Genomic DNA, 20,424 nt, shown 5'->3' with positions numbered 1-20,424 from the left:
AGTTCCTAACATTTCGTAAGATATCCGAAAATGAGGGTATGCCCGTTGTAGTCACTCAATAAAACCTTAATTTATCCTTCAGCACCATGCAGCTCTATTGCAGTAAACAACACACAAATAATGGTAGTAACCGCTTTTGTACCCATTGTGGTGAGCCATTACCTCTTGCTGTGGGACAGGTTGTGGATAATCGCTATCAAATTATCCGTCATTTAGGGCAGGGCGGCTTTGGACGCACCTATTTGGCGGAGGATAGAAATAAATCCCATCAAACGTGTGTGCTGAAGGAATTTGCACCTCAAGTACAAGAACAACAAGATTTACAAAAAGCTAAAGAGTTATTTGAGCGAGAAGCAAATGTTCTGAAAAAACTCCAGCATCCACAAATTCCGCGTTTTCACGCCTCGCTACAAGTGAAGATAGGCGCTAAAGATTTTTTCTTTCTAGTGCAAGATTATGTGGATGGTGACAATTACTACCAATTATTAGAACAACGTGAGAGTCAAGGAAAAACCTTCAGCGAAGAAGAAGTAATCACCCTACTGCAACAGATTTTACCCGTGTTATCTTACATCCACTCACGAGATGTAGTTCACCGCGATATCACTCCTGATAATTTGATTTGGCGGCGTTCTGATAATCTGCCAGTGCTGATTGATTTTGGTGGTGTCAAGCAATTGCCAGCTTCTCAAGGTTTTTGGCGGACTAAGCTGGTTGGAAATAACACTTTGCTGGGTAAAAAAGGCTACGCCCCAGAGGAACAGCTACGACAAGGACAAGTATTTTTAAGTAGTGATTTATACTCTTTAGCGGTGACGACATTGGTGTTGCTCACAGGTAAAGAACCGCAAAAATTATACGATAGCTATCAGGGAATTTGGGCATGGGGAAAGGAAATCCAAGTTAGTCCCCAACTGGAAGCGGTGTTAAAAAAGATGCTGGCTTATAAACCGAGCGATCGCTATCAACGAGCCGAGCAAATCCTCAAAGATTTACCATCCTCAACTGCTACTAAACCCACAGGTAATTATATTACCACCAAGATTAAGACGATGGTAGTTGCTCCGGGAAGACAACGCGCCAGTGCTGTTGTGAGTAGATTCCAGAACAAAACGCAAGCGATTGCTAAACCGATATCTTGGCCTGTTTGGATTCGCCCTTTTGTGATCAGTTTAGGGGGAACAGCTTTAATTGGCTTAACTTTGGCGGTGGTCAATACAGTTATTGCCAGTGTATCTTCAATCACCCTTCCATCAATTTCGTTACCGCAAATTCCCCACTTCCCAAATCCCCTCGGTAAACCAGCCAGCGACAAAGGAAAAAATAGCGATCTCCAGGAAATTATCAGTCGTCGCCAACAGCTAGAAATTACTGAAGGATTTTTTATTCCCTTTGTAGATAATTTATTTTATACAAAAAAACCAGAATTAAAGGGACGTAGCTTGACATCTAAACCTGAAGATGGTGGTTTACGAGATGAATGGTCTGGGATCGCTGACGATTTATTGAATAAACTAGAACAGGCTAACCTCAGTCCAGCAGTTCGTCGAAAACTGGGTAAATATACCGCACAAGATTACGAAACATGGAGACGACAAGCGCGATCGGGGCAGTTTGGGAACTATACAATTGATCAACTGAACAAAGACACAAATGAAAAATTTGATCAGTTGTTTCCTAGTCAGCAGCGTGGGAAACTGAATCAACAGACTTTCGGTCAAATTTGGTATGCGATCGCAGCCGATCAAGTCAGTAAAGTCCAAAGATAAAGTTAGGAGTTATAACTCCTAAATCCTCACTTTCCAATGAATTCAATCTATTGTTCTAAAGGACATGAAAATTCCCCAGGTAGTCGCTTTTGTCTCCAGTGTGGTGAAAAATTGTTGGATACGCCCATGAGTTATAGTATCCAACCGGGACTAACTTTAGGCGATCGCTATGTGATTGTGCGTCAAATTGGCCAGGGTGGCTTTGGACGCACTTATTTAGCTGAAGATGTCAACCGTTTCCGCGAACTTTGTGTTTTAAAAGAATTTTCTCCCCAAGTTCAAACCGCTTACGTTGTCCAAAAAGCTGAAGAACTGTTTGAGAGAGAAGCGAGTGTTCTTTATAAACTGCAACATCCCCAAATTCCCCGCTTCCGGGAACTGCTTCGCCTGAACTTAGGGGGTAAAGAATATCTGTTTTTGGTGCAAGATTATGTGGAAGGGGAAACTTATAACTCGTTGTTAAATTCCCGGTTACACCAGGGTTTACGCTTTACAGAAGCGGAAGTGCGCCAATTGTTGCAGCAAATTTTGCCAGTGTTGGAATACATCCACTCCATAGGCGTTATTCATCGAGATATTTCTCCAGATAACTTAATGCTTCGCACTGTTGATCAACTGCCAGTGTTAATTGATTTTGGCGGTGTCAAACAAGTAGTAGCAGCCGTTGCTTCCCAATATTACCAACCCGGCGCAGTTGCACCCCCCCCAGCACCAACCCTATTGGGTAAAGTCGGATTTGCTCCCCCAGAACAGATGCAAACTGGGTTAGTATCTCCCCACAGCGACTTGTATGCCTTGGCAGCAACAATGTTGGTTTTGCTGACAGGAAAACAACCCCAGGAATTAATTGATGCCTACAATCTTACCTGGCAGTGGCGACGGGAAGTAAGCGTAAGTCAAACTTTGGCACAGGTATTAGATAAAATGCTATCTGCCAGACCAAGCGATCGCTATCAATCAGCCCGTCAAGTCCTCCAAACCCTCAACCCGCCCCCAGCTAACTATCCCCCAACTCAATACCCCACTCCACCAGATCCCACATCTGCCACCTTCGCCATCTCTCCACCTCCGCCATCCCACTCATCTTCCCCCCCTCCCTCCTGGTGGACACCAATAAAAACCTTCCTAGTGACGGCGGCGGTAGCTGGTAGTGTTGGATTAATTTGGTGGGGAATGAATAGTAGGCGCGATGTCGGGGAAGTCAAACCTACTCCTACAGCCAGCCCAAGTCCAACCAGTGAACAACCAACCGATCCCTTAGCGCAATATTCACCAGCCGAACGGCAGCGTAAAGAAAGATTAAGCGATCGCCGTCAACAGTTGGGTATTAATGAGAAATTTTATATTAACTTGGTGAATCAAGTTTTTTGGGACAGAAATCCCAGTTTACGAGGACGCACTCTCAGCGATGGCCCTGAAGATGAGGGTTTGCGGGCAGAATGGGATAAAACAGCGTTAGAATTGCTGGAAAAGCTAGCACCACTGAGTTCAAAAACACGTCAGCAACTTGGAAATTATACAACTGCTGAACGCGATCGCTGGAAAGTGGAAGTCAACAAAATTAACGTTGGTAGTCGTTCTTTGTATGATTTGGGAGATGCTGCTTTCTTCAATGTATTCCCTGAGCAGCGTGGTAAAAATTTCCGAGATCAGCCCATTGGACAAGTTTGGTACGGTTTTGTTAGCGATCAACTCAGTGCGATCGTCGACGGTAGCGCTTTCCAGAAACTTGTCTTTGATTCGGGCGCTATCGGCAAAATAGTCAGCGGTACTCTTCAACCTGGTGGTGGTAAAGTATTCATTGCTGGACTTGCTAAAGAGCAATCTCTGGAATTGAAGCTACAAGCAAATTCCCAAGTTTTGTTATCAGTCTATTCACCCTCTGGCAAAATTCAATTTTTAGAAGATTCTACCCAGCGCAGTTGGTCAACTAAATTACCAGAAAAAGGATTTTACGAGTTTGTCGTGGTTTCTACAGCATCGAAACCACTAGATTATCAACTCAGCATTACAGCGGAAAATCCCACTCCTCCCCCATCGCCAACACCAACGCCCACGGAAACATCAACGCCAACTCCCACGCAAACATCAACGCCAACTCCTACGCCAACTCCTACACCAACTCCCACAGAAACCGCCATTCCGACACCGATACCGACGCAAGAGACAACGCCTCAGTAGAGAGTTGTTCTCTGCATCTGGAGCGTCTCTACGTGAGATAAAAACAGGACTTACGCAAAGTTATGAAAAAACGAACCGCGTCCTCCTACGGTGAAGCAAGCTACGCTCCGCGAATGCATCAGTCTAACTGCTGCTGATGTTGATGATCTAGGTTATTATAAGCCTCTATCATGTCGAAGAATTCTGTGGTGTGAGGCTGCCCATTTACATCTTCGGCAGGCACTTCCACACCATAAAGCATGACAACATATAGTGCGTTCATATCCAGTCCCTCTGTGCGGGGGACGCCATCTTTAAGTAGCTAAACAAAATTAATTACATAGTTTTTACCAAATTCTTGGAGAATATTTTCAACAGATGCGACAAAAGTTTGCCAATTTCTGTAAGCATCTATTTCAATCCATTGATACTTAATGAACCGCCACAAAATTTCAATCAAATTTAGCTCAGGTGAATAGCAGGGTAATTTAAAGATGGTAATACCACGTTCGTTCCATTCTTCAATTTTATCAAGAATAACATCACTGGTATGAATAGAGGATTGATCAACAACAATCACTGTCGGTTTATCTACCTTAGAGAAGAAAGCATCAATGCAAGCAATAATCACATCAGAGTTAATACTTTGAGATGAAACATAAGTTTCAAGATGATTATTTCGATTCAGAATTCCTAAAACATTTAAACGCGAACTACGGCGACTATTAATAGTTAAGTACTGGCAACCCAAATATTATCCAAGCTTTTCGCTCTTGATAAACATGAAAATCGCAATTTATAGAAGTCTTTGCTGGACTGGAAGACCCTCGTTAATTAGCACTCCTTTATTACTCTCGTCAGAGCAAAATCTAAAACGTTAGTTTAAATAGACTTTTGCTCATTGAGATTTGTTTCGACGGTTTCTGTGGGTATGCGACGCCGAATAGCCAGCCGCAGGCATCGGTAATTTTCCGAGATCAAATAACTATATAAAATTTATGTAAAGCTGAAGTGTTATTAAGCGCAAAAATTTCTGGATTAATATATCAATGAAACTTATCCATTTGACAATGCATTTCTTTAATATCAAATTATTTCTTTATTAAAAAAATATATTTTTTACCAAAAAATCTGATTGTGAAACTTAACTTAACAACGATACCATGTTCGTCTGAAAAATCTCGCAATATTCACCAAAAAAAGTCAGGCGCTTGAAACAATAATTAATTAAAATTTACAGATGTAGTTGATTGTATTATCAATCGCACTTATTGATATTTTAAAGTTTTGATAAAGAAGTTGATGTAACCTTGTACTTCATGATAATTAAATAATTACAGCGTCGGTTCAAAAAAATTTGGAAAAAGAACCAAAATATTTGACCTAATTACTTACCATTTTGCTAATCAATTAAGGGATTTTCAGGAAAGAAATTATCTAATTTTATAGAGTAGGCGTCTCGCCCGCCCGCAAGCAAAGGCGGGCTTTTCGGGTCAGCCCACAATAAGTAGTTGGATATTTTTTTTAGAAATTCCTAACCAAATAATTAATGTTTTCTAACTTAGATTACGCAAATGGCAAGTAATCTGCATTGAACTGATGAATAGTTCTTTGACTGAGGCTGAACTTACGTATTAGTGAGAAATTCAGGAGAGATAAAATGGCATTTATTTTGGGCACTACAGGAAACGACACTCTAATCGGCACCGTAGGAAACGACACTCTAAACGGTCTTGCAGGCAATGACACCTTCAAGGGCAGTCGGGGGAACGACAGCATTAATGGTGGAGATGGCATTGATACCGTAGACTACAGTCAACTAGGTCAAAGCATTACCTTGTCAGGTGTTGGAACCATTAAAAAAGCTGGGGGATTGGGGCAAGATCAAGTCTTTAAAGTAGAAAAGATTATTGCTAATGCTAATGTTGCCAACAACACCATAGATACATCTCAATCTTTGCCTGGGGTATCTATCACCGTTAACTTGCAAACACAAAATTTGGTTGCCAATAACGTTCCTGCTTTGGGAACATTGTCATTTACCGCAGTCAACTTTGATAATGTCATTGGCACAAATGCAAATGACAGCATTGTTGGCGACAAGCAAAACAACCAATTATTCGGTAATAGTGGCAATGACACACTCGATGGCGGCTTGGGTACTGACACTCTAAATGGGGGAGTAGGCGACGACACTTATATCATTGACAGTACTGTTGATACCATTACGGAGGCTGCGAATTCAGGCACAGATACTGTCCGGTCTTCTGTCACCTACACACTAGGCGCAAATCTGGAAAACCTGAAGCTGACCGGAACTGGCGCCATCAACGGGACAGGTAACAGTCTTAATAACTTCCTCTTTGGTAATATTGCTAACAACACTCTGAATAGCGGAGCAGGCAATGACACACTAGACGGTAATTTAGGCAATGATATCCTCAATGGTGGTGACGGCAATGATAGCCTACAAGGCGGACCCGGCAATGACATACTCAATGGCGGGTCTGGAGACGACATCCTCATCGGTGTTTTTCCTGGCAGTCTGCTTCCACCTGGATTAGGGGAAACTGATACCTTAACTGGCGGAACTGGGGCAGATACATTTGTCTTGGGGGACGCTGTAAATGTTTTCTACGACGATAACAACACTACAAATCCTGGTTTTGGGGACTTCGCTACTATTACTGACTTCGACTCTAACCAAGATCGAATTCAACTTAAAGGAACTCCACAGGACTACCGCCTGCAAGTTGTTGGAGGCAACACACGAATATTCTCAGAGCAACCGGGACAGGCAGATGAGATCATAGGTATTGTGCAGGGGAGAAACAATCTCCAACTTCGTAGTGATGACTTCCTTTTCTATGAGCGGGAAAATGCTGGAGAAAGTACAAACAACACACTGGGAAGCGCTGAAGGGTTAGGTTCCTTATCATCAGGCTCAAAAGTTAATATTTCAGGTCAGTTAGCAACAATTCAATCGGGGGGCAATCCCGATTTTGACTTTTTTACATTTTATTTACCAAATTCAGGAACCATCACTATCGACACAGTGACATCGGGAAAGGCAATTATCGGACTGTTTAAGGATTATGGGACTTTAGTGACTAGTCAAAAATCGTCATCAATCACCGGTTTCTTGAGTGCAGGTACGTACTCCATTTCAGTGAGTAAAGATTCTTTCTTGCCTCAAAATAATGGAACTTTCTTTGGTATCAGTTCTGAACCTGATTTTTCTTATACGCTAGGAGTCAGTTTTAAATAAGAACGTTATCAACTTAAGAAAGTACTGACATCAGAAGATAGATTCAAGGATACTTTTCCTGCTGGCTAGGGGAACACGGCAACGTGTCCCCCCTTACCCGACAAGAGACTATTTAATAGCGTTCGATATCAAAAACACCCTCAGAATAAGTCAAACCATTTTGAGCGATCGCTTGTAACTTTCGCGCCCATTCCAGCCATTTGGTTTCCACATTTTTCCCCTATTTTACGTAAGTTAGTGCAAGCTAGTACCTAATTAATAAATTTTATTTGACGATGCTTCTTAGTCCATCTCGAAAAATCTGAAAACTTCTAGAGAGGTTGTTTTCTACATCCATGTGGGGAGAAACTTTCTCAGCAAAGTCGATTTTTTGTAAACCTGTCTCATAGCCATATTTTTTTAGGATCTTATCTAGTTGCTCCCATGTACCACCTTTGATAGTATCTGGATTACGAAATTTGGCTTGCTGGGATAAAGAAACAGGAATCTTTTCATATTCAGCCCTAATTGCTGTCACATCACCTATAAACCATGACTCCAGTTCTTCTACAGCAATTCTATGGAGAACAATATTTCCTTTGTGTTTAGTTACAACACTGCTGGCATCACAAAGTTTCTTCTTTAATTCTTGGCAATCAGATCTATCTTCATCTACTAGAATCACGATTCGCCAGTCATCATGCACAAAGTTAGCATAAGCTTTCATCCGATCAGGCAGTTTTTTTAAAAGTCTATCTTTATTTTGAAAGTTATGAATTTTCAGCGTATGAGTATCACCTATGATTTTAGGGACAATAAAATTTAAAGCAACTTCAGTCGAAGGTTCTTCTACTAAAAACTCTATATGCATAATTGCTACTACTAGTAAGGTAATCCTCTAAGATATCCCTCAGACCAGAGATCACCTAAGCCTGCTTGGGATTCTATAAAAGGTTTAGCATCATCGATTTGATCAGCCCTTATAACAGTTGTATAACCCTTATCATCACGTTGAAAAATCCAAAGTTGTCCAGCATCTTTGATTGTATTCACAAAAAATGTTGAGTGTGTAGAAACAAATACTTGTGAGCGTTGCGAGTAAGCCTGAGCTTCCTCACTTAAAGAATCAAGAAGTCGATGGTGCAGTCCATTCTCTGGCTCTTCAATGCAAAGTAGCTGAGGCGGATTAGGGTCATTTAATAATATCAAATACGCCAGTAACTTTAGTGTCCCATCTGAGGAAAACCTTGCTAGGAATGGTTTACTAAAAGGTGCATCTTTAAATAAAAGAGCTAGTCTGCCATCAATTGTTTGCTCCGATTCCACTTTTTCTAACTGGGGAACACGGCTAGCCAGTAACTTCAAAATTTTGGATAAAGTTTCTTGATGTTCATCAGCAAGGTATTGAACTACATTGGCAATATTGTCTCCTTCACGAGATAGATGTTCCATTGCACCAGCAGTTGCTAGCTGACGAGCTTGATCTGGTATGAAAAAAGAGAGAAACCATCCCTCAATAAAACGACGCAAACTAGCAATGCGTGGGTTATCTGATAATTGACCTATAGTTTTAATAGCCAGAGAACTGGGGTCATCCATTTGATAGTGAATTCTTTTATCATTAATTTCTGGATTTTCACCACTAATTACTTCACCTCCACCATTTTCAAACTTCAGAAAATCAAATGGTTGTCCACGAGAACCTCGCTTCCATTTGAGAGTTTCTCTTGAAACAATTGGCGCCCCATTTTGTAAACTAATAGCAACTGTATAGGTAATTTTAGGAGATTTATTATCTTCACGATACTTAATTGAAATTTCAATTTCTTGACCTTGACAATCACGGGAGATAACTTCTTGAAATCTTCCTCGCTTTTCTAACGCTTTGCGAACATTAGTAGTTAGGCAATCTGAAAGAAAACCGATCACATCAAAAAAAGTAGTCTTGCCACTACCATTAGGCCCCAGAAAAACGGAAAAAGGTTTGATATCTTTTAAGGTGATATTCTGGAGAACTCTATAGTTTTTGACTGAAATTTCTTCAATTCTTGCCATTAAAAAATCACTTCCATAACTTTGGTCGCATGGTTGCAGAAATATTAACAAAAATAGCAAGGGCATAGTGTACTGTGCCCCTACTAAATTTGCAATCAATTAGCTGATGTTAACAATAGCTTAAGAGCTAATTTTCTTAAGCATCATCTAAAGCCGCAATTCCAGGTAATACCTTACCTTCAAGTAACTCCAAACTAGCGCCGCCGCCGGTGGAGATGTGGCTCATTTGGTCGGCTAAACCAACTTTTTCCACTGCCGCTACTGAGTCACCGCCGCCAATGATGGTAGTTGTGCCAGTTTTGCTAATTTCGGCGAGGGTATGAGCGATCGCTTCCGTACCTGCCGCAAACTTATCAAACTCAAACACACCCATCGGCCCGTTCCAAATTACCGTTTTAGTATCTGCAAGGGCATCTTGGAAAACTTTCACCGAGTCTGGGCCAATATCCAAACCCATCCAACCATCGGGGATATTCTCAATGCTAACGGTTTGAGAATTGGCATCTGGGGCAAAGTTATCTGCTACTACCACATCAGTGGGAAGCAATAAAGCAACGCCCCGTTCTTTAGCTTTAGCTTCCAAAGACTTTGCTAGTTCTAGCTTGTCTTCTTCCACCAACGACTTACCGACATTCAAACCACGGGCTTTGTAGAAGGTAAAAATCATTCCACCGCCAATGATCAGCTTGTCGCACTTCTCCAGCAACGTTTCAATCACACCAATTTTGCTGGAAACCTTGGAACCGCCAATAATTGCCGCCAAAGGACGTTGGGGATTTTCAATGGCGTTTTGCAGATATTGCAATTCCTTCTCAACCAAATATCCAGCCACAGAAGGACTGAGGAATTTAGTCACACCTTCAGTAGAAGCATGGGCGCGGTGTGCAGTACCAAAAGCATCATTTACATAAAAATCAGCATTAGCTGCCAATTTTTTCGCAAATTCTGGGTCGTTTTTCTCCTCTTCTGGGTAAAAACGGACATTTTCCAATAACAGGACTTGGCCATTTTGCAACGCGCCAACTTTAGCTGCAACTTCATCGCCAATAGAGTCATCAGTTTTAATGACTTCTTGCCCCAGTAACTCCGACAGACGCTTGGCAACGGGAGTTAGGCGTAATTTGTCATCCACACCCTTGGGACGCCCAAAATGGCTGGCTAGAATGACCTTAGCTCCCTTCTGCGTCAAATCTCTGATGGTTGGCAAAGCCGCGCGAATGCGAGTATCGTCGGTAATGTTGCCTTGATCGTCCACAGGCACATTAAAGTCAACCCGCACTAAGGCACGTTTCCCAGAGATATCAGCCGAAGATAAACTTGCTAAACTTTTTTTGGACACACCAAACTCTCCTGATTGCCTTTTTGTTATTGTTTTGAAAGTAGAACCATCAAGATTTTACCGGAGTCAGGGGTGTCCAAGTGACAGATATATTTAAGACAGTACTATTTCCTATTGATCAAAGCCGGGAAACGCGGGAAGCTGCTGACGTTGTTACCAACGTAGTCAAAAAGTACAGCAGTCGCTTGGTGCTGCTATCTGTGGTAGAAGAACCACCAAAAGATGCGCCTAGCGCCGATCCGATGGTGTCACCAGAGGTAGTTGCTAAACTGCTGGAAAATGCCCAAGCTTTATTTTCTGGGCAAGGAATTCAATCCGAAACCCTGGAAAGGCAAGGCAAACCAGCTTTTACTATCTGTGATGTCGCTGATGAAATCGGGGCCGATTTAATTATCATGGGCTGTCGGGGGCTAGGCTTGACTGAAGAGGGAGCGGATGATAGTGTCACCACTCGCGTGATTAATCTCTCCCCTTGCCCAGTGCTGATTGTGCCTTAGTAGTGGTCAAACAATTTTGGATTTTGGATTTTGGATTTTAGATTGACGAATAATTCCTTGATGGTACAGAGCAAGCAGATTTATCTGTGAAATCAATCCAAAATCTAAAATCCCATTTCTTTCTTTCTTTGTGGTTCGTTTTTCTTCCTTGTACTTAAATATGGTTTAGCACATCTTCATACAGAATCGATATTAGTATTATGAACTTTTTGATTATCTAATTTTGTGATTCCGCCAAAAACAATTAACCAAACTACTACTACAACCCAGTGAATTAAAACTATTACCCAGAAAGATACTGTTAGGGCATATGCAACAGTACATATAATTCCCAACAAGGAAGCTAAAACCAGAAAAACATGATTGAAAAATGTGGTAATTCCAGCTTTAAAAAATATTTTAGCATTCAATGGATGATACAAAATAAATAATAATAGACTCACTATTGCCCAGAAAGCCCATCTAAACGAATTGGTGATTTCGCTAGGATGAGGAAGCAAAAAAACGCGAAAAAATAGTTCTTCAACAATCGCAGGTAAGAATAAACAACGCAATATTAACAAGCTTTTATCAATCCAATTCGCAGACCAAAATTGGATCTTTAAAAATTCCGTTTTCAAGCCATAAGGTAGGGCAATAATACTATAAATTAGCAGCAGTAAAACAATAACTAACCAATCTTGTAGTGTTGGAACTGCTAACGACGCTAAAACGCGATTTAAAAGAATTGAAAGCGGTGAAATATTGGTAAAGGGAATCTTAATTTGTCCCAAAAATACTGTTGGTGCAATGGGTGTAATATTAGGTTGCCAACCACCTACTTGATTGGTTCGCAATACTTGCATAGTTGCACCATGTTTTAAAAATATTGCGGCGAGGTCGTCGTGTGCAAGTCTAGGCATTATTGTTCGCCATGTTGTCAAACCAGCCCAAATACTACGATCTTGAAATGGTTTCGTCGTTTTTCCTATTCCCGTACCTGCGAGTCTACCTGCTTGACTCTGCCAATCAGCGCGAACTATCCCCAAGGGTGCTAATTGTTGTTCCAAAGATTGACCTAATTCAACTAGCTGCTGAAAGCGTAATGCTTGCGGGTGATTGGGGTTTGCGCGTACCCAAGTTTGAATTTGAGGAGTTGTAGCAACTTGGTTTTTAATTGCCAGTATCGCAGCATAAAGTGCTTGGCTTGAGTCTTGGACGCATGAGGTAGCAGGTGATACCATTGCGCCACCAGTTCCATCGCCAACCCGATAACGGGCCATTGTTACCTGTAATTGTTGCTGGAATTGCTCTAAAGGCGAAAGTTTAACACCATCAAAATCATAATCCTGCGTTACAGGGTCGAATTTAATGAGAATATCTGATACTGGACGTGTTGCCAGCCAACCACGTTGTAAATTACCCATATAATCAGCCCATGTATGCGTTCCGGCAATAATTCCATCAGGGTTATGGGCATAAATTTGGTGGTATTTAGTCTCGAAGCGTAATTCGTTAGTAAACTCGTCGCGGACAACTTCTGCGATTCCAAAAGCAAAATGTCCGGTGATAGTATAAGGTACTCCGACTGGTTCAGCTTTACGTCCACCAATTCCACCAAATAGGTGTAGTACAATAGCTTTATTGCCTTCTTGCCATTTTGATATAGATTGATTAAGTGAATTTTGTGTATCTAAATTTTGTGTTTCTACAGGTTTTAACAGTAGAGTATTGAATTTACCTTTATTTTTATCGGTATTTCGCCAATTTTCCTCTTGGATGTAATTTAGCCCTAATTCTTCACCAGTAATGATTTGACGGGGTTGAATTTGAAACAGAGAACGAGGTGCAAGTGCGCCTACCGTAAATATGCCCTTTGCATCGGGAGCACCATAAATATACCACCCATCCTCACCCGCAGGAGATTTTTCGATTTGCTGCAAACTTGAAGGAGCAAAATCTCGCGTATCTATTGCTTGTTGGGGAATACGAATAGTTTCTTTAAGACCATCAAACTTATTTGAATTAGGGTTATAATGCTGTACCAAAAAATAATCGCTATCCTGCTTTGCTTCTGGAAATAAAATAGTTTTGTCGCTATATTTAATCGGTTTAATTATTTTTACCAACCCATAAAATCTACCAGTTGCCAAAATAGGTTCACGTTCAATTTGCAAAATAGATTTTTCTTGACTTGCATCAATGATTGTACTTGAATCTAAAGCAACAATTGCATCATCAAGAGGATTTGCACCAGCCAAAGAACGTAAAATTCCTACCTGACGAACTCCATTTAGTCGAAAAGGATGAATGTTCCCTTCTTTTTGACTTTTAATCACTTCTGAATTGAAATTTATATCTCGCGTTACAGCTTGAACGTAAGCAAGCAAATCTTCATTCTTTTTCCACTCCAAACGCACAATATTGCCTACTAAATTTTGTGCTGTAGGTGGTGCATATTGCACTTCCATCCATACCCAATCCAAACCATCTTGTAATTGCTGTTTCGTTGGTAAAATTAACCTTCCTACCCAGTCGGCAATAGGTTTATAAACGTTTGCCGATGGAATTTGTGCAATCGGATAAAAACTAGATTGATTAAAATTTTGTCGAATATGTATCGCGTAATTATTTTCTTGTTGTCCTAGCGGGGTTTGTCTTGGGGAGAGTTGCCACGCCGCAATTACTGCTATGAATACTAGCAGTAAAAATATCGTAAATAGTAGCCTGACTTTTCGACTCAATCCACGCCAAATCATATGTTATCAGCAAGTTTTAGTTGCTGATAATCTTACTCTAATATCCGCTATCCATGTAGAGACGCGAAATTTCGCGTCTCTACACACCCAAAATCACCGCCATAAAACCTAACCGAACCGTACTGAGATTTAGTTTTGTACAGAGATGTGTGTACACCGTAGCAGGCGGGGAGGTGTTCTTGAGGTTGAACAAGTAATCAAGCGGACATAATATGACAGCTTAAAAACGATAGTTGCGATCGCGCACCCACATACTAACTGGCACTGCCTTACCCTGTGGATCTACTTTTGCCTTCACCACAATCGGTGGGACTTGTCCTCTGCGGGCGCGTTGGGCTTGTAAGTCGTTCCTAATCTGCCGCCGTTGGTTTTCTTTTATGTAATATGTTTCCAAGCCGTAGTTAACAGAGCCATCCTGATAAACACCTTTTAAGGCTACCTGATTGGCTCTAAGAGTTGTGGGGCGATCGCTAGTTACTCGTAACGGTCTCCAAGCTGTAGGAACACCGCGACCAGAGGATAGTTGCTCTTGCAAAATCACGTAGATGTTGGTTCCTTCAGGCAATCTTCTGCCACTTCCCCGACCTTTGCTGACTAATGTTTGCCAACCAGGCAGTCTGCTCAAATTTGCGGTACGGGATATATTGTAGTCTAACGCTAAGGTGTTACCATCCAGCACATTGTTAGGGTCTACAGGTACGGTTTGCAAAATCACCGTCTTACCTGTCACGTCTGTATAAAGCGCTTGGGCTGGTACTGCCATAATTAGCCCGGTTTGCACCGCCAAGGGCGCTAGTAACCGCCAAAAAGGTAAGGGCTTATTCGATTTTTGTTCAGTGGCAATCAAGTAATCCCGAAAAGTCACCTTATTGGAGAATTCGGCTTCGGGAGACAAGGGTTTATTTTTAGATTCAGGAGAACTATTAGTCATGAGCGTAGTCCTAAAAAGCAGAGGGATTGAGGAGGTCAAAAGTAACGAGATTAGGACTGACGCAGAGAAACTTTAAAAATTTTGACGCACAGAGATTTTGATGATGGACAAATTTCAGAATTTTGGATTTTAGATTTTAGATTTTAGATTTTTCCTTCAATCCAAAATTCAAAATTCAAAATCTAAAATTGGCATGACTTCTTTCATCTTTTGCACTACTTCTTACTTGTAGAGCTACCACCAGGTAGGCGGCGTTCAAACCAGAGTCCAGCGCTAATTAAAGCAGAACCACACAAGACAAAGACCAGCGACTTAAAAAGTAAGTCCGTATCGTACTCTTGCACGCGACTGATAATTTGCAGTGTTAATAACAGCATACCGCCCCAGAAGGAATTTCTGTTGCTTAATTTCAATCCTTCTTGAATTAGTCCCCAGGCTAATGTTGCTAGAAGTACATTGAAAATAAAAACACCAAGTTCATCAATCCGGCTGATAGTTTGATGCCAAAAAGGTACTAAGGTAATAAAGACAAGAAAGGTACTAATGACAGCAGTCGTGAAAATCACTTCCCGACGCGGAGGGTTATTTCTTTGACGCAGTAGAAACAACCATTGCAATACCGCCAAGCCACTGAGAATCCCCAAATCGATAATCGGCAGAGACTCGAACAAGTTTGTTACATTCGTTGGCTGATTATAACCATAATTTTGAGATTCCCAGACCCAACGAAAAGACAAGATGTAAAAGACAATGCCGAAGCTTACCAACGCTAAATTACGGGCCAGGGATTGAAACAACCTGTAATTTATGGTTGGAAATAGTAAATCATCATAACTCCAGAATAATGCAGGTGGGAGTGCAAAAGCAAAAGATGCCACCCAAGGGGCTATATCAGCATAATTCAGCAGTGGCAGGGGATTGAGGTTGGCTTGTAAGGAACTAGCAAAGACAAAGGCTGCTAGACCAAAAATCCAACGTGATCGACAGAAGTAGGCTAAGGGTACAAACACCAGCCATGCCAACAAAGGCATATGCTGCACCAATAGCCGCGACCAAGTGAACTCACTGGAAGCGTACCATAAGTCTTCTAGTCCAGTCCAATACCCGATTTCCACGAGGACAATTGATAGAATTCCTAAAGAATTTAAGGACAAACTGAAGGCCATCACCACAACACCCAACCCCCAGGCGAGAAACAATTGGGAAGTTGAACCGACAATATTGAACATCTGGGCCATCAGCAGTAAGTTTGCACCGAAAATGAAGGCGCTTAAAATTAGCAACCCCTCTCCCAGTAAACGTTTGCTTTTTTGCGGCTTCTTCCCTTCAGGTGTTATCCAGGTGTAAAAACCAGTGATAGCGATCGCAAAAAACAAACTCATCAGTAGAATAAATTTGACTTCTCGTGATCCTCCCTGCCAGTTTCCTGCTACAAAGGTAATTATGCCTAAGCATAAAAGTATGCTGCCTATAGCAATCGCGATCGCTTTATTGCGATCGCGTGCAGCAGCTTCCAGGTTTTTAAATTGATAACGTTCTGCTATTTGCTCATACTGCGAAGAACTAATTAATCCTTCATCCCTCCATAGTTGTGCTTCTTTGCGTAATTTTTGCTGGAAATTATCTAAGAACATGACCTTCTCCGGTGCAGTGGGTAGCTTGGCCATTGCGTTCTGAATGGCGGTCATTATATTTTGAGTATGAAGCCAAAAGCCTTAATTACATTGTTCTTGTGTAACAGTTTGATTTGGATTTTGAACCAACGCAATTCGTAATTTTTAATTCATAATTATGAAAGTCAGATTACATCTTGTTTTCCATATAATTTAAAGTTTGTATTATATATATCCACATGGAAAAACCTTCTAATTTATTACTTAAAGTCTCGCGGCGTTTGTTCACTAATCTAGATGAGCAAGAAAAATTTATCGAGGCTTTAATGAATCCTCAGCCTTTTTCACCTAGTATTCTTTGGTGTCAAGAAAAACCAGAGATTTCGCCTTTTGCAGTGGAAACACCAACTTATTGGCAACCACAATTTATAGACCGCTTATACCTGGGAGAAAAACCCGGTCAGCATCCCTTGCATCAACAAGGATATTTCTATTGTTTAGATTTTTCTTCGGTGTTTGCAGCTACTACTTTGTTAGCTATTCCTCAGCCAGTGCATTTAGTTTTTGATATGTGTGCCGCACCAGGAGGTAAAAGTATCTTCGCTTGGAAAGCTTTACAAACTGACTTACTCATCAGTAATGAAGTAATTGGCAAACGTCTGGGAATGCTAATTTCTAATTTGAAGCGTTGCCAGATCACCCCTAGTGCAGTGGTTAATAGAGATTCGAGTATATTTGCCGAAATGTTTCCCGGCTCTAGCAATCTAGTAATAGTAGATGCTCCTTGTACTGGACAATCTTTACTTGCTAAAGGTGAAAAAGCACCCGGATGTTTTCACCCAACTGCTATTAATAAAAGTGCAAATCGGCAAAAACGCATTATAGCTAACTCTGCTAAAATTGTTTCACCACAAGGCTATCTTGCTTATATGACTTGCACATATTCACCCGAAGAAAATGAGCAGGTTTGTGAATGGTTCTTGGAACGCTTTCCCCAGTTTCAGGCGATGGTAATTAGTAATTTAGCTAAATATCAGTCGCATTTAACTACAATGCCTTGTTATCGGATGTTTCCTCAGGATAGGTTAGGGGCTGGTGCGTTTACAGTCCTGTTTAAAAATACTAATGAAGATGAAGATGACCAGAAAAAAGTAGATTTAAATACAATATCTTCGCTGTATATCTATCAAAATCTGAAAAAGCCAAGTTAGTTACATTGGTGGCATATATTCTGACATTAATCTAGAACATATGATGTTTTGATTAGTGCTGCATTTGTCAATCAGCCATCAGGAATACACATTTTAAGTGAGTTGACTTTATATTAAAACCACAGATATTGCAATTTTTGTATAGATGCAACACGTGGTAGGGACAAAACATTTTTCATCTGCGTCAACTTCAGCCTAACCCTTTAAAAACTTCGTAATCTCGTTTCCTGTCTATGACTGGGAATGCAACTCGGAGGTTCCGCCTCTCGTTCAAGCGGCACCAAATAAATGGGCATGAATAATTAAAGGTTTGCGATCAGGGCTAGAGCCGCTTACTACGAGCCAATTTAATTAATTTTATATTGTGTAACATAGTTTGATTTATTCTTACCCACTTACTTTTTCGGTATTTCCAAGTTTTACCTGGAAACGATATTACGAGATTAATAAAAAACTAATATTAATTAATTCTTATGGAGAAAAACATTTTTAACCTTTTCATAATCTGAATTTAACCGAAATTTATCCAGTATCAGCTCTCGACTTTCTGAAATAAACATTGTACAAAAAAGCTAGGCCGTACAGGATGCAAATTATATGAGTCGAAAAGTCAGCAAAGTGTTTAAACAGTCTGGGGTGATTCCTTATAGAGTGAACAACGGTAAAGTCGAAATCTTGCTAATCACGACTCGTAACTTTCAACACTGGGTGATTCCGAAAGGAGATATTCCTAATGGTATGAGTCCGCCCGCTTCAGCGGCCAAAGAGGCGTGGGAAGAAGCAGGGGTGATTGGACAGGTAGACGCCAATGAACTGGGCACTTACAAGTACCGCAAACGAGGCAAAATTTACCGGGTCCAGATGTATTTGTTACCAGTAGAGATGCTGAGTGAAGATTATCCAGAAGCAAGTAAAAGAAAACGGCAGTGGGTAGAAGTGAATAAAGCTATCAGACGAGTTAAGTTTAATTCACTCAAACGAATCCTTAAAGGTTTTTTCCAGGTCAAATTTAACTTTTGTGCATTTCGATGTTAGACGATATAGAAATACACATTATTGCAAAGCCCTCGGAGCAAAGTGAGGGCTTTTTTAGAAGTAGCTATACTTCAAACAACTGCGATCGCTAATTAAAACAAGTAAACCTTAGATGTAAAAAATCACCCATATTTATATTCATTTGATGATGAGTATGGGTCTATTTATTGAATGTACAATCCGTTCTAAATCCACAGTAAAGCTACCCAAGTTTTTATACCGATAATTCCATCAGCTTGCAATCCCTTAGATGTTTGGAAACTAACAATTGCATCCTTAACTGACTCAACAAATTGCCCATCAATGGCATCAGTATATAATCCAATATTTTTTAATTGCTGTTGTAATTGTTTGACTCTTAGCCCAGAATCTCCTAGCTGCAATCCATTAAATCTATTCAAATCGGCTCGACCACTAACACCAGCTACACCAGATATATCACCTTCATATTGATGGATTAGGTATTGCCCCTGCCAAGCGCTAGGAATACTTGGGTTCCGAGTTCCGTAGTGGGCAATCCATAACGGATAACTAGCAAAATCAGATGGATTGCCAAGTTCTGTCCAGAAACTGGGGAAGGTATAAATGATTGGTTTGATTGGTTTTTTTGTTTGTTGTAGAAGGGCTTTTTCCACCTCTGCTAACCACTGCTTCGCTCCATTAATTACAGCTTGGTTACTTCCTTTGTCAGTTACCTCTACATCCAGAACTGGTGGTAAGTCTCCTGGTTCTAATTTCCCCAACGTTTTTAAGAATTCCTTCGCTTGCTGAACCGGGTCAGATGAATGGGGGTGAAAGAAATGATAAGCACCCCGAATAATACCAACAGTTTTCATCGTCTGCCAGTGATGAGCAAAAGCAGAATCTTTGATGCTAACTCCTTCTGTGGCTTTGACAAACGCAAAAGTTTTACCAGAGTTTTTTACTGCTGTCCAATCTACTCTGCCGTCTTGATCGGCAACATCAATTCCTTCCATAAAATTTTTAACCTTTTTATACAGTACAATGCTGAACTTATCAGAGGCTTTGATCAAATTTATGCTTTTTCTGGATGTTTGAGTAAATTACAGAAATTTACTAGGGTTTAGTGTCAACAGATCGCACCGGGGTCACTCTAACTTTGCCCGTACAAGGCTTGATTTCTTCTGTGAGGGTAAAGTGCTGGTAAGCACCAGGAGGTGTGATTTCAATTTTACTAGACATTGGGCAGTGTTTCTCTGGGGAACTAATGTGGTTATATGCTATCTGAAATGAAGCTTGTTTCCCAGGAGCTAGAGTTACTTGTTGTCGAGGTTGCTGACTCGAAAAGTAAGTGTCTTTAGAGCGGATAACTTTAATACCCTCCAAAGGCTGATCTTTTGCATCCAGTAGTGCCAATCCCGGATAACCGTTGAGGGTGCAAGGCGATGAGGCGTTATTGGTGAAGGCGTAGGTAAGGGCAACATTCCCAACGCCAGCATCTTCGGAGACTCGGCGCACTGACAATTGGCTAGTTTCACAGCGCGTCGGATTCGTGGCAATAGTTGCTTCAGGGGTAGAATGCTCTATAGTTTTTGCAGTCGGTATCGGTGTTGAGGTCAACACAGTTTCCTTGGTCGCCTGCTCAGTGTTTACTGGCAAGGCTTGCGGCTGTTTTGTAACAGAGGAAGAACCGACACAGCCAGTTGTCACCGCAGTCAGGAGCAACAACATACTGCTTTCCACAATTAGAATTCGCATATATTTTTTGTCTCTAGTGAACTACTTACACTGATGCTTTACATACAGTATAAGTTTCCAATTTCACAAGGGTTAGCGTTGCTGTCTATATACCATCTTTAGTGTAAGTG

General features: G+C 41.0%; 16 protein-coding genes and 1 pseudogene. 6 read left to right on the top strand and 11 right to left on the bottom strand.

Going from position 1 to position 20,424, the window contains the following annotated elements; genetic code table 11:
* Nucleotides 1-86: 86 nt before the first annotated feature.
* Nucleotides 87-1,769 carry a serine/threonine-protein kinase gene (locus tag V7K30_RS02980; RefSeq protein WP_334996960.1) on the top strand — a complete coding sequence of 561 codons (1,683 nt, stop codon included), beginning with the start codon at nucleotides 87-89 and terminating at the stop codon, nucleotides 1,767-1,769.
* A 36-nt stretch (nucleotides 1,770-1,805) separates the two neighbouring features.
* Nucleotides 1,806-3,950 carry a serine/threonine-protein kinase gene (locus V7K30_RS02975; protein WP_334996958.1) on the top strand — a complete coding sequence of 715 codons (2,145 nt, stop codon included), beginning with the start codon at nucleotides 1,806-1,808 and terminating at the stop codon, nucleotides 3,948-3,950.
* Between the two features lie 118 nt (nucleotides 3,951-4,068).
* Here V7K30_RS02975 and V7K30_RS02970 read toward each other — a convergent pair whose 3' ends face one another.
* On the bottom strand, nucleotides 4,069-4,212 hold the full coding sequence (locus V7K30_RS02970; RefSeq protein ID WP_334996956.1) for a hypothetical protein: 144 nt from the start codon (nucleotides 4,210-4,212) through the stop codon (nucleotides 4,069-4,071).
* A 39-nt stretch (nucleotides 4,213-4,251) separates the two neighbouring features.
* On the bottom strand, nucleotides 4,252-4,680 hold the full coding sequence (locus tag V7K30_RS02965) for a transposase (RefSeq protein ID WP_334996954.1): 429 nt from the start codon (nucleotides 4,678-4,680) through the stop codon (nucleotides 4,252-4,254).
* A gap of 909 nt (nucleotides 4,681-5,589) precedes the next feature.
* On the opposite strand from V7K30_RS02965, the gene V7K30_RS02960 reads away from it, so the two are divergent.
* The gene (locus V7K30_RS02960) at nucleotides 5,590-7,197 is read left to right on the top strand and encodes a calcium-binding protein (RefSeq protein ID WP_334996952.1); all 1,608 of its coding nucleotides are present in this window, start codon (nucleotides 5,590-5,592) and stop codon (nucleotides 7,195-7,197) included.
* Nucleotides 7,198-7,312: 115 nt separating this feature from the next.
* Here the strand turns inward: V7K30_RS02960 and V7K30_RS02955 are convergent.
* The 4 genes and pseudogenes from V7K30_RS02955 to V7K30_RS02940 form a co-directional block, all read right to left on the bottom strand.
* Nucleotides 7,313-7,408, bottom strand: a pseudogene (locus tag V7K30_RS02955) (NUDIX hydrolase N-terminal domain-containing protein); the annotation flags it as partial.
* Between the two features lie 54 nt (nucleotides 7,409-7,462).
* Nucleotides 7,463-8,047, bottom strand: a complete 585-nt coding sequence (locus V7K30_RS02950; protein ID WP_334996950.1) for a DUF4276 family protein — start codon at nucleotides 8,045-8,047, stop codon at nucleotides 7,463-7,465.
* Between the two features lie 11 nt (nucleotides 8,048-8,058).
* Nucleotides 8,059-9,231 (bottom strand): AAA family ATPase, encoded by a 1,173-nt coding sequence (locus tag V7K30_RS02945; protein ID WP_334996948.1) that lies wholly within the window; start codon nucleotides 9,229-9,231, stop codon nucleotides 8,059-8,061.
* Between the two features lie 136 nt (nucleotides 9,232-9,367).
* A complete protein-coding gene (locus V7K30_RS02940; protein WP_334996946.1) occupies nucleotides 9,368-10,570 on the bottom strand; it encodes a phosphoglycerate kinase in 1,203 nt (400 codons plus the stop codon).
* A gap of 89 nt (nucleotides 10,571-10,659) precedes the next feature.
* On the opposite strand from V7K30_RS02940, the gene V7K30_RS02935 reads away from it, so the two are divergent.
* Nucleotides 10,660-11,067 carry a universal stress protein gene (locus tag V7K30_RS02935; RefSeq protein WP_334997113.1) on the top strand — a complete coding sequence of 136 codons (408 nt, stop codon included), beginning with the start codon at nucleotides 10,660-10,662 and terminating at the stop codon, nucleotides 11,065-11,067.
* A gap of 176 nt (nucleotides 11,068-11,243) precedes the next feature.
* Here V7K30_RS02935 and V7K30_RS02930 read toward each other — a convergent pair whose 3' ends face one another.
* The 3 genes from V7K30_RS02930 to V7K30_RS02920 all read right to left on the bottom strand — a co-directional run bounded on the left by V7K30_RS02930 (nucleotide 11,244) and on the right by V7K30_RS02920 (nucleotide 16,370).
* Nucleotides 11,244-13,805 (bottom strand): CPBP family glutamic-type intramembrane protease, encoded by a 2,562-nt coding sequence (locus tag V7K30_RS02930; protein ID WP_334996944.1) that lies wholly within the window; start codon nucleotides 13,803-13,805, stop codon nucleotides 11,244-11,246.
* 220 nt (nucleotides 13,806-14,025) lie between these two features.
* Nucleotides 14,026-14,736 (bottom strand): GDYXXLXY domain-containing protein, encoded by a 711-nt coding sequence (locus tag V7K30_RS02925; protein ID WP_334996941.1) that lies wholly within the window; start codon nucleotides 14,734-14,736, stop codon nucleotides 14,026-14,028.
* Between the two features lie 215 nt (nucleotides 14,737-14,951).
* Nucleotides 14,952-16,370: a DUF2157 domain-containing protein gene (locus tag V7K30_RS02920; RefSeq protein WP_334997111.1), complete on the bottom strand. Its 1,419-nt coding sequence runs from the start codon at nucleotides 16,368-16,370 to the stop codon at nucleotides 14,952-14,954.
* Between the two features lie 218 nt (nucleotides 16,371-16,588).
* Here V7K30_RS02920 and V7K30_RS02915 point away from each other — a divergent pair, with 218 nt between their 5' ends.
* Nucleotides 16,589-17,560, top strand: a complete 972-nt coding sequence (locus V7K30_RS02915) for an RsmB/NOP family class I SAM-dependent RNA methyltransferase (RefSeq protein WP_334996939.1) — start codon at nucleotides 16,589-16,591, stop codon at nucleotides 17,558-17,560.
* Nucleotides 17,561-18,157: 597 nt separating this feature from the next.
* Nucleotides 18,158-18,595, top strand: a complete 438-nt coding sequence (locus V7K30_RS02910; protein ID WP_334996937.1) for an NUDIX hydrolase — start codon at nucleotides 18,158-18,160, stop codon at nucleotides 18,593-18,595.
* Between the two features lie 185 nt (nucleotides 18,596-18,780).
* On the opposite strand, the gene V7K30_RS02905 is transcribed toward V7K30_RS02910, so the two are convergent.
* Both V7K30_RS02905 and V7K30_RS02900 read right to left on the bottom strand, forming a co-directional pair.
* On the bottom strand, nucleotides 18,781-19,572 hold the full coding sequence (locus tag V7K30_RS02905) for a GH25 family lysozyme (protein ID WP_334996935.1): 792 nt from the start codon (nucleotides 19,570-19,572) through the stop codon (nucleotides 18,781-18,783).
* Nucleotides 19,573-19,672: 100 nt separating this feature from the next.
* Complete coding sequence (locus V7K30_RS02900; RefSeq protein WP_334996933.1) at nucleotides 19,673-20,314, bottom strand: DUF4232 domain-containing protein; 642 nt, start codon at nucleotides 20,312-20,314, stop codon at nucleotides 19,673-19,675.
* Between the last annotated feature and the right edge of the window lie 110 nt (nucleotides 20,315-20,424).

Source organism: Nostoc sp., assembly GCF_036917655.1.
In the GTDB taxonomy this organism is placed as follows: Bacteria; Cyanobacteriota; Cyanobacteriia; order Cyanobacteriales; family Nostocaceae; genus Nostoc.
This window is presented reverse-complemented; position numbering and strand designations above follow the sequence as displayed.

Bases quoted from the DNA above. Each gene is read 5' to 3' on its own strand.
- V7K30_RS02980 (WP_334996960.1), top strand. From the start codon at position 87: ATGCAGCTCTATTGCAGTAAACAACACACAAATAATGGTAGTAACCGC.
- V7K30_RS02975 (WP_334996958.1), top strand. From the start codon at position 1,806: ATGAATTCAATCTATTGTTCTAAAGGACATGAAAATTCCCCAGGTAGT.
- V7K30_RS02970 (WP_334996956.1), bottom strand. From the start codon at position 4,212: ATGAACGCACTATATGTTGTCATGCTTTATGGTGTGGAAGTGCCTGCC.
- V7K30_RS02960 (WP_334996952.1), top strand. From the start codon at position 5,590: ATGGCATTTATTTTGGGCACTACAGGAAACGACACTCTAATCGGCACC.
- V7K30_RS02950 (WP_334996950.1), bottom strand. From the start codon at position 8,047: ATGCATATAGAGTTTTTAGTAGAAGAACCTTCGACTGAAGTTGCTTTA.
- V7K30_RS02945 (WP_334996948.1), bottom strand. From the start codon at position 9,231: ATGGCAAGAATTGAAGAAATTTCAGTCAAAAACTATAGAGTTCTCCAG.
- V7K30_RS02930 (WP_334996944.1), bottom strand. From the start codon at position 13,805: ATGATTTGGCGTGGATTGAGTCGAAAAGTCAGGCTACTATTTACGATA.
- V7K30_RS02925 (WP_334996941.1), bottom strand. From the start codon at position 14,736: ATGACTAATAGTTCTCCTGAATCTAAAAATAAACCCTTGTCTCCCGAA.
- V7K30_RS02920 (WP_334997111.1), bottom strand. From the start codon at position 16,370: ATGTTCTTAGATAATTTCCAGCAAAAATTACGCAAAGAAGCACAACTA.
- V7K30_RS02915 (WP_334996939.1), top strand. From the start codon at position 16,589: ATGGAAAAACCTTCTAATTTATTACTTAAAGTCTCGCGGCGTTTGTTC.
- V7K30_RS02910 (WP_334996937.1), top strand. From the start codon at position 18,158: ATGAGTCGAAAAGTCAGCAAAGTGTTTAAACAGTCTGGGGTGATTCCT.
- V7K30_RS02905 (WP_334996935.1), bottom strand. From the start codon at position 19,572: ATGGAAGGAATTGATGTTGCCGATCAAGACGGCAGAGTAGATTGGACA.
- V7K30_RS02900 (WP_334996933.1), bottom strand. From the start codon at position 20,314: ATGCGAATTCTAATTGTGGAAAGCAGTATGTTGTTGCTCCTGACTGCG.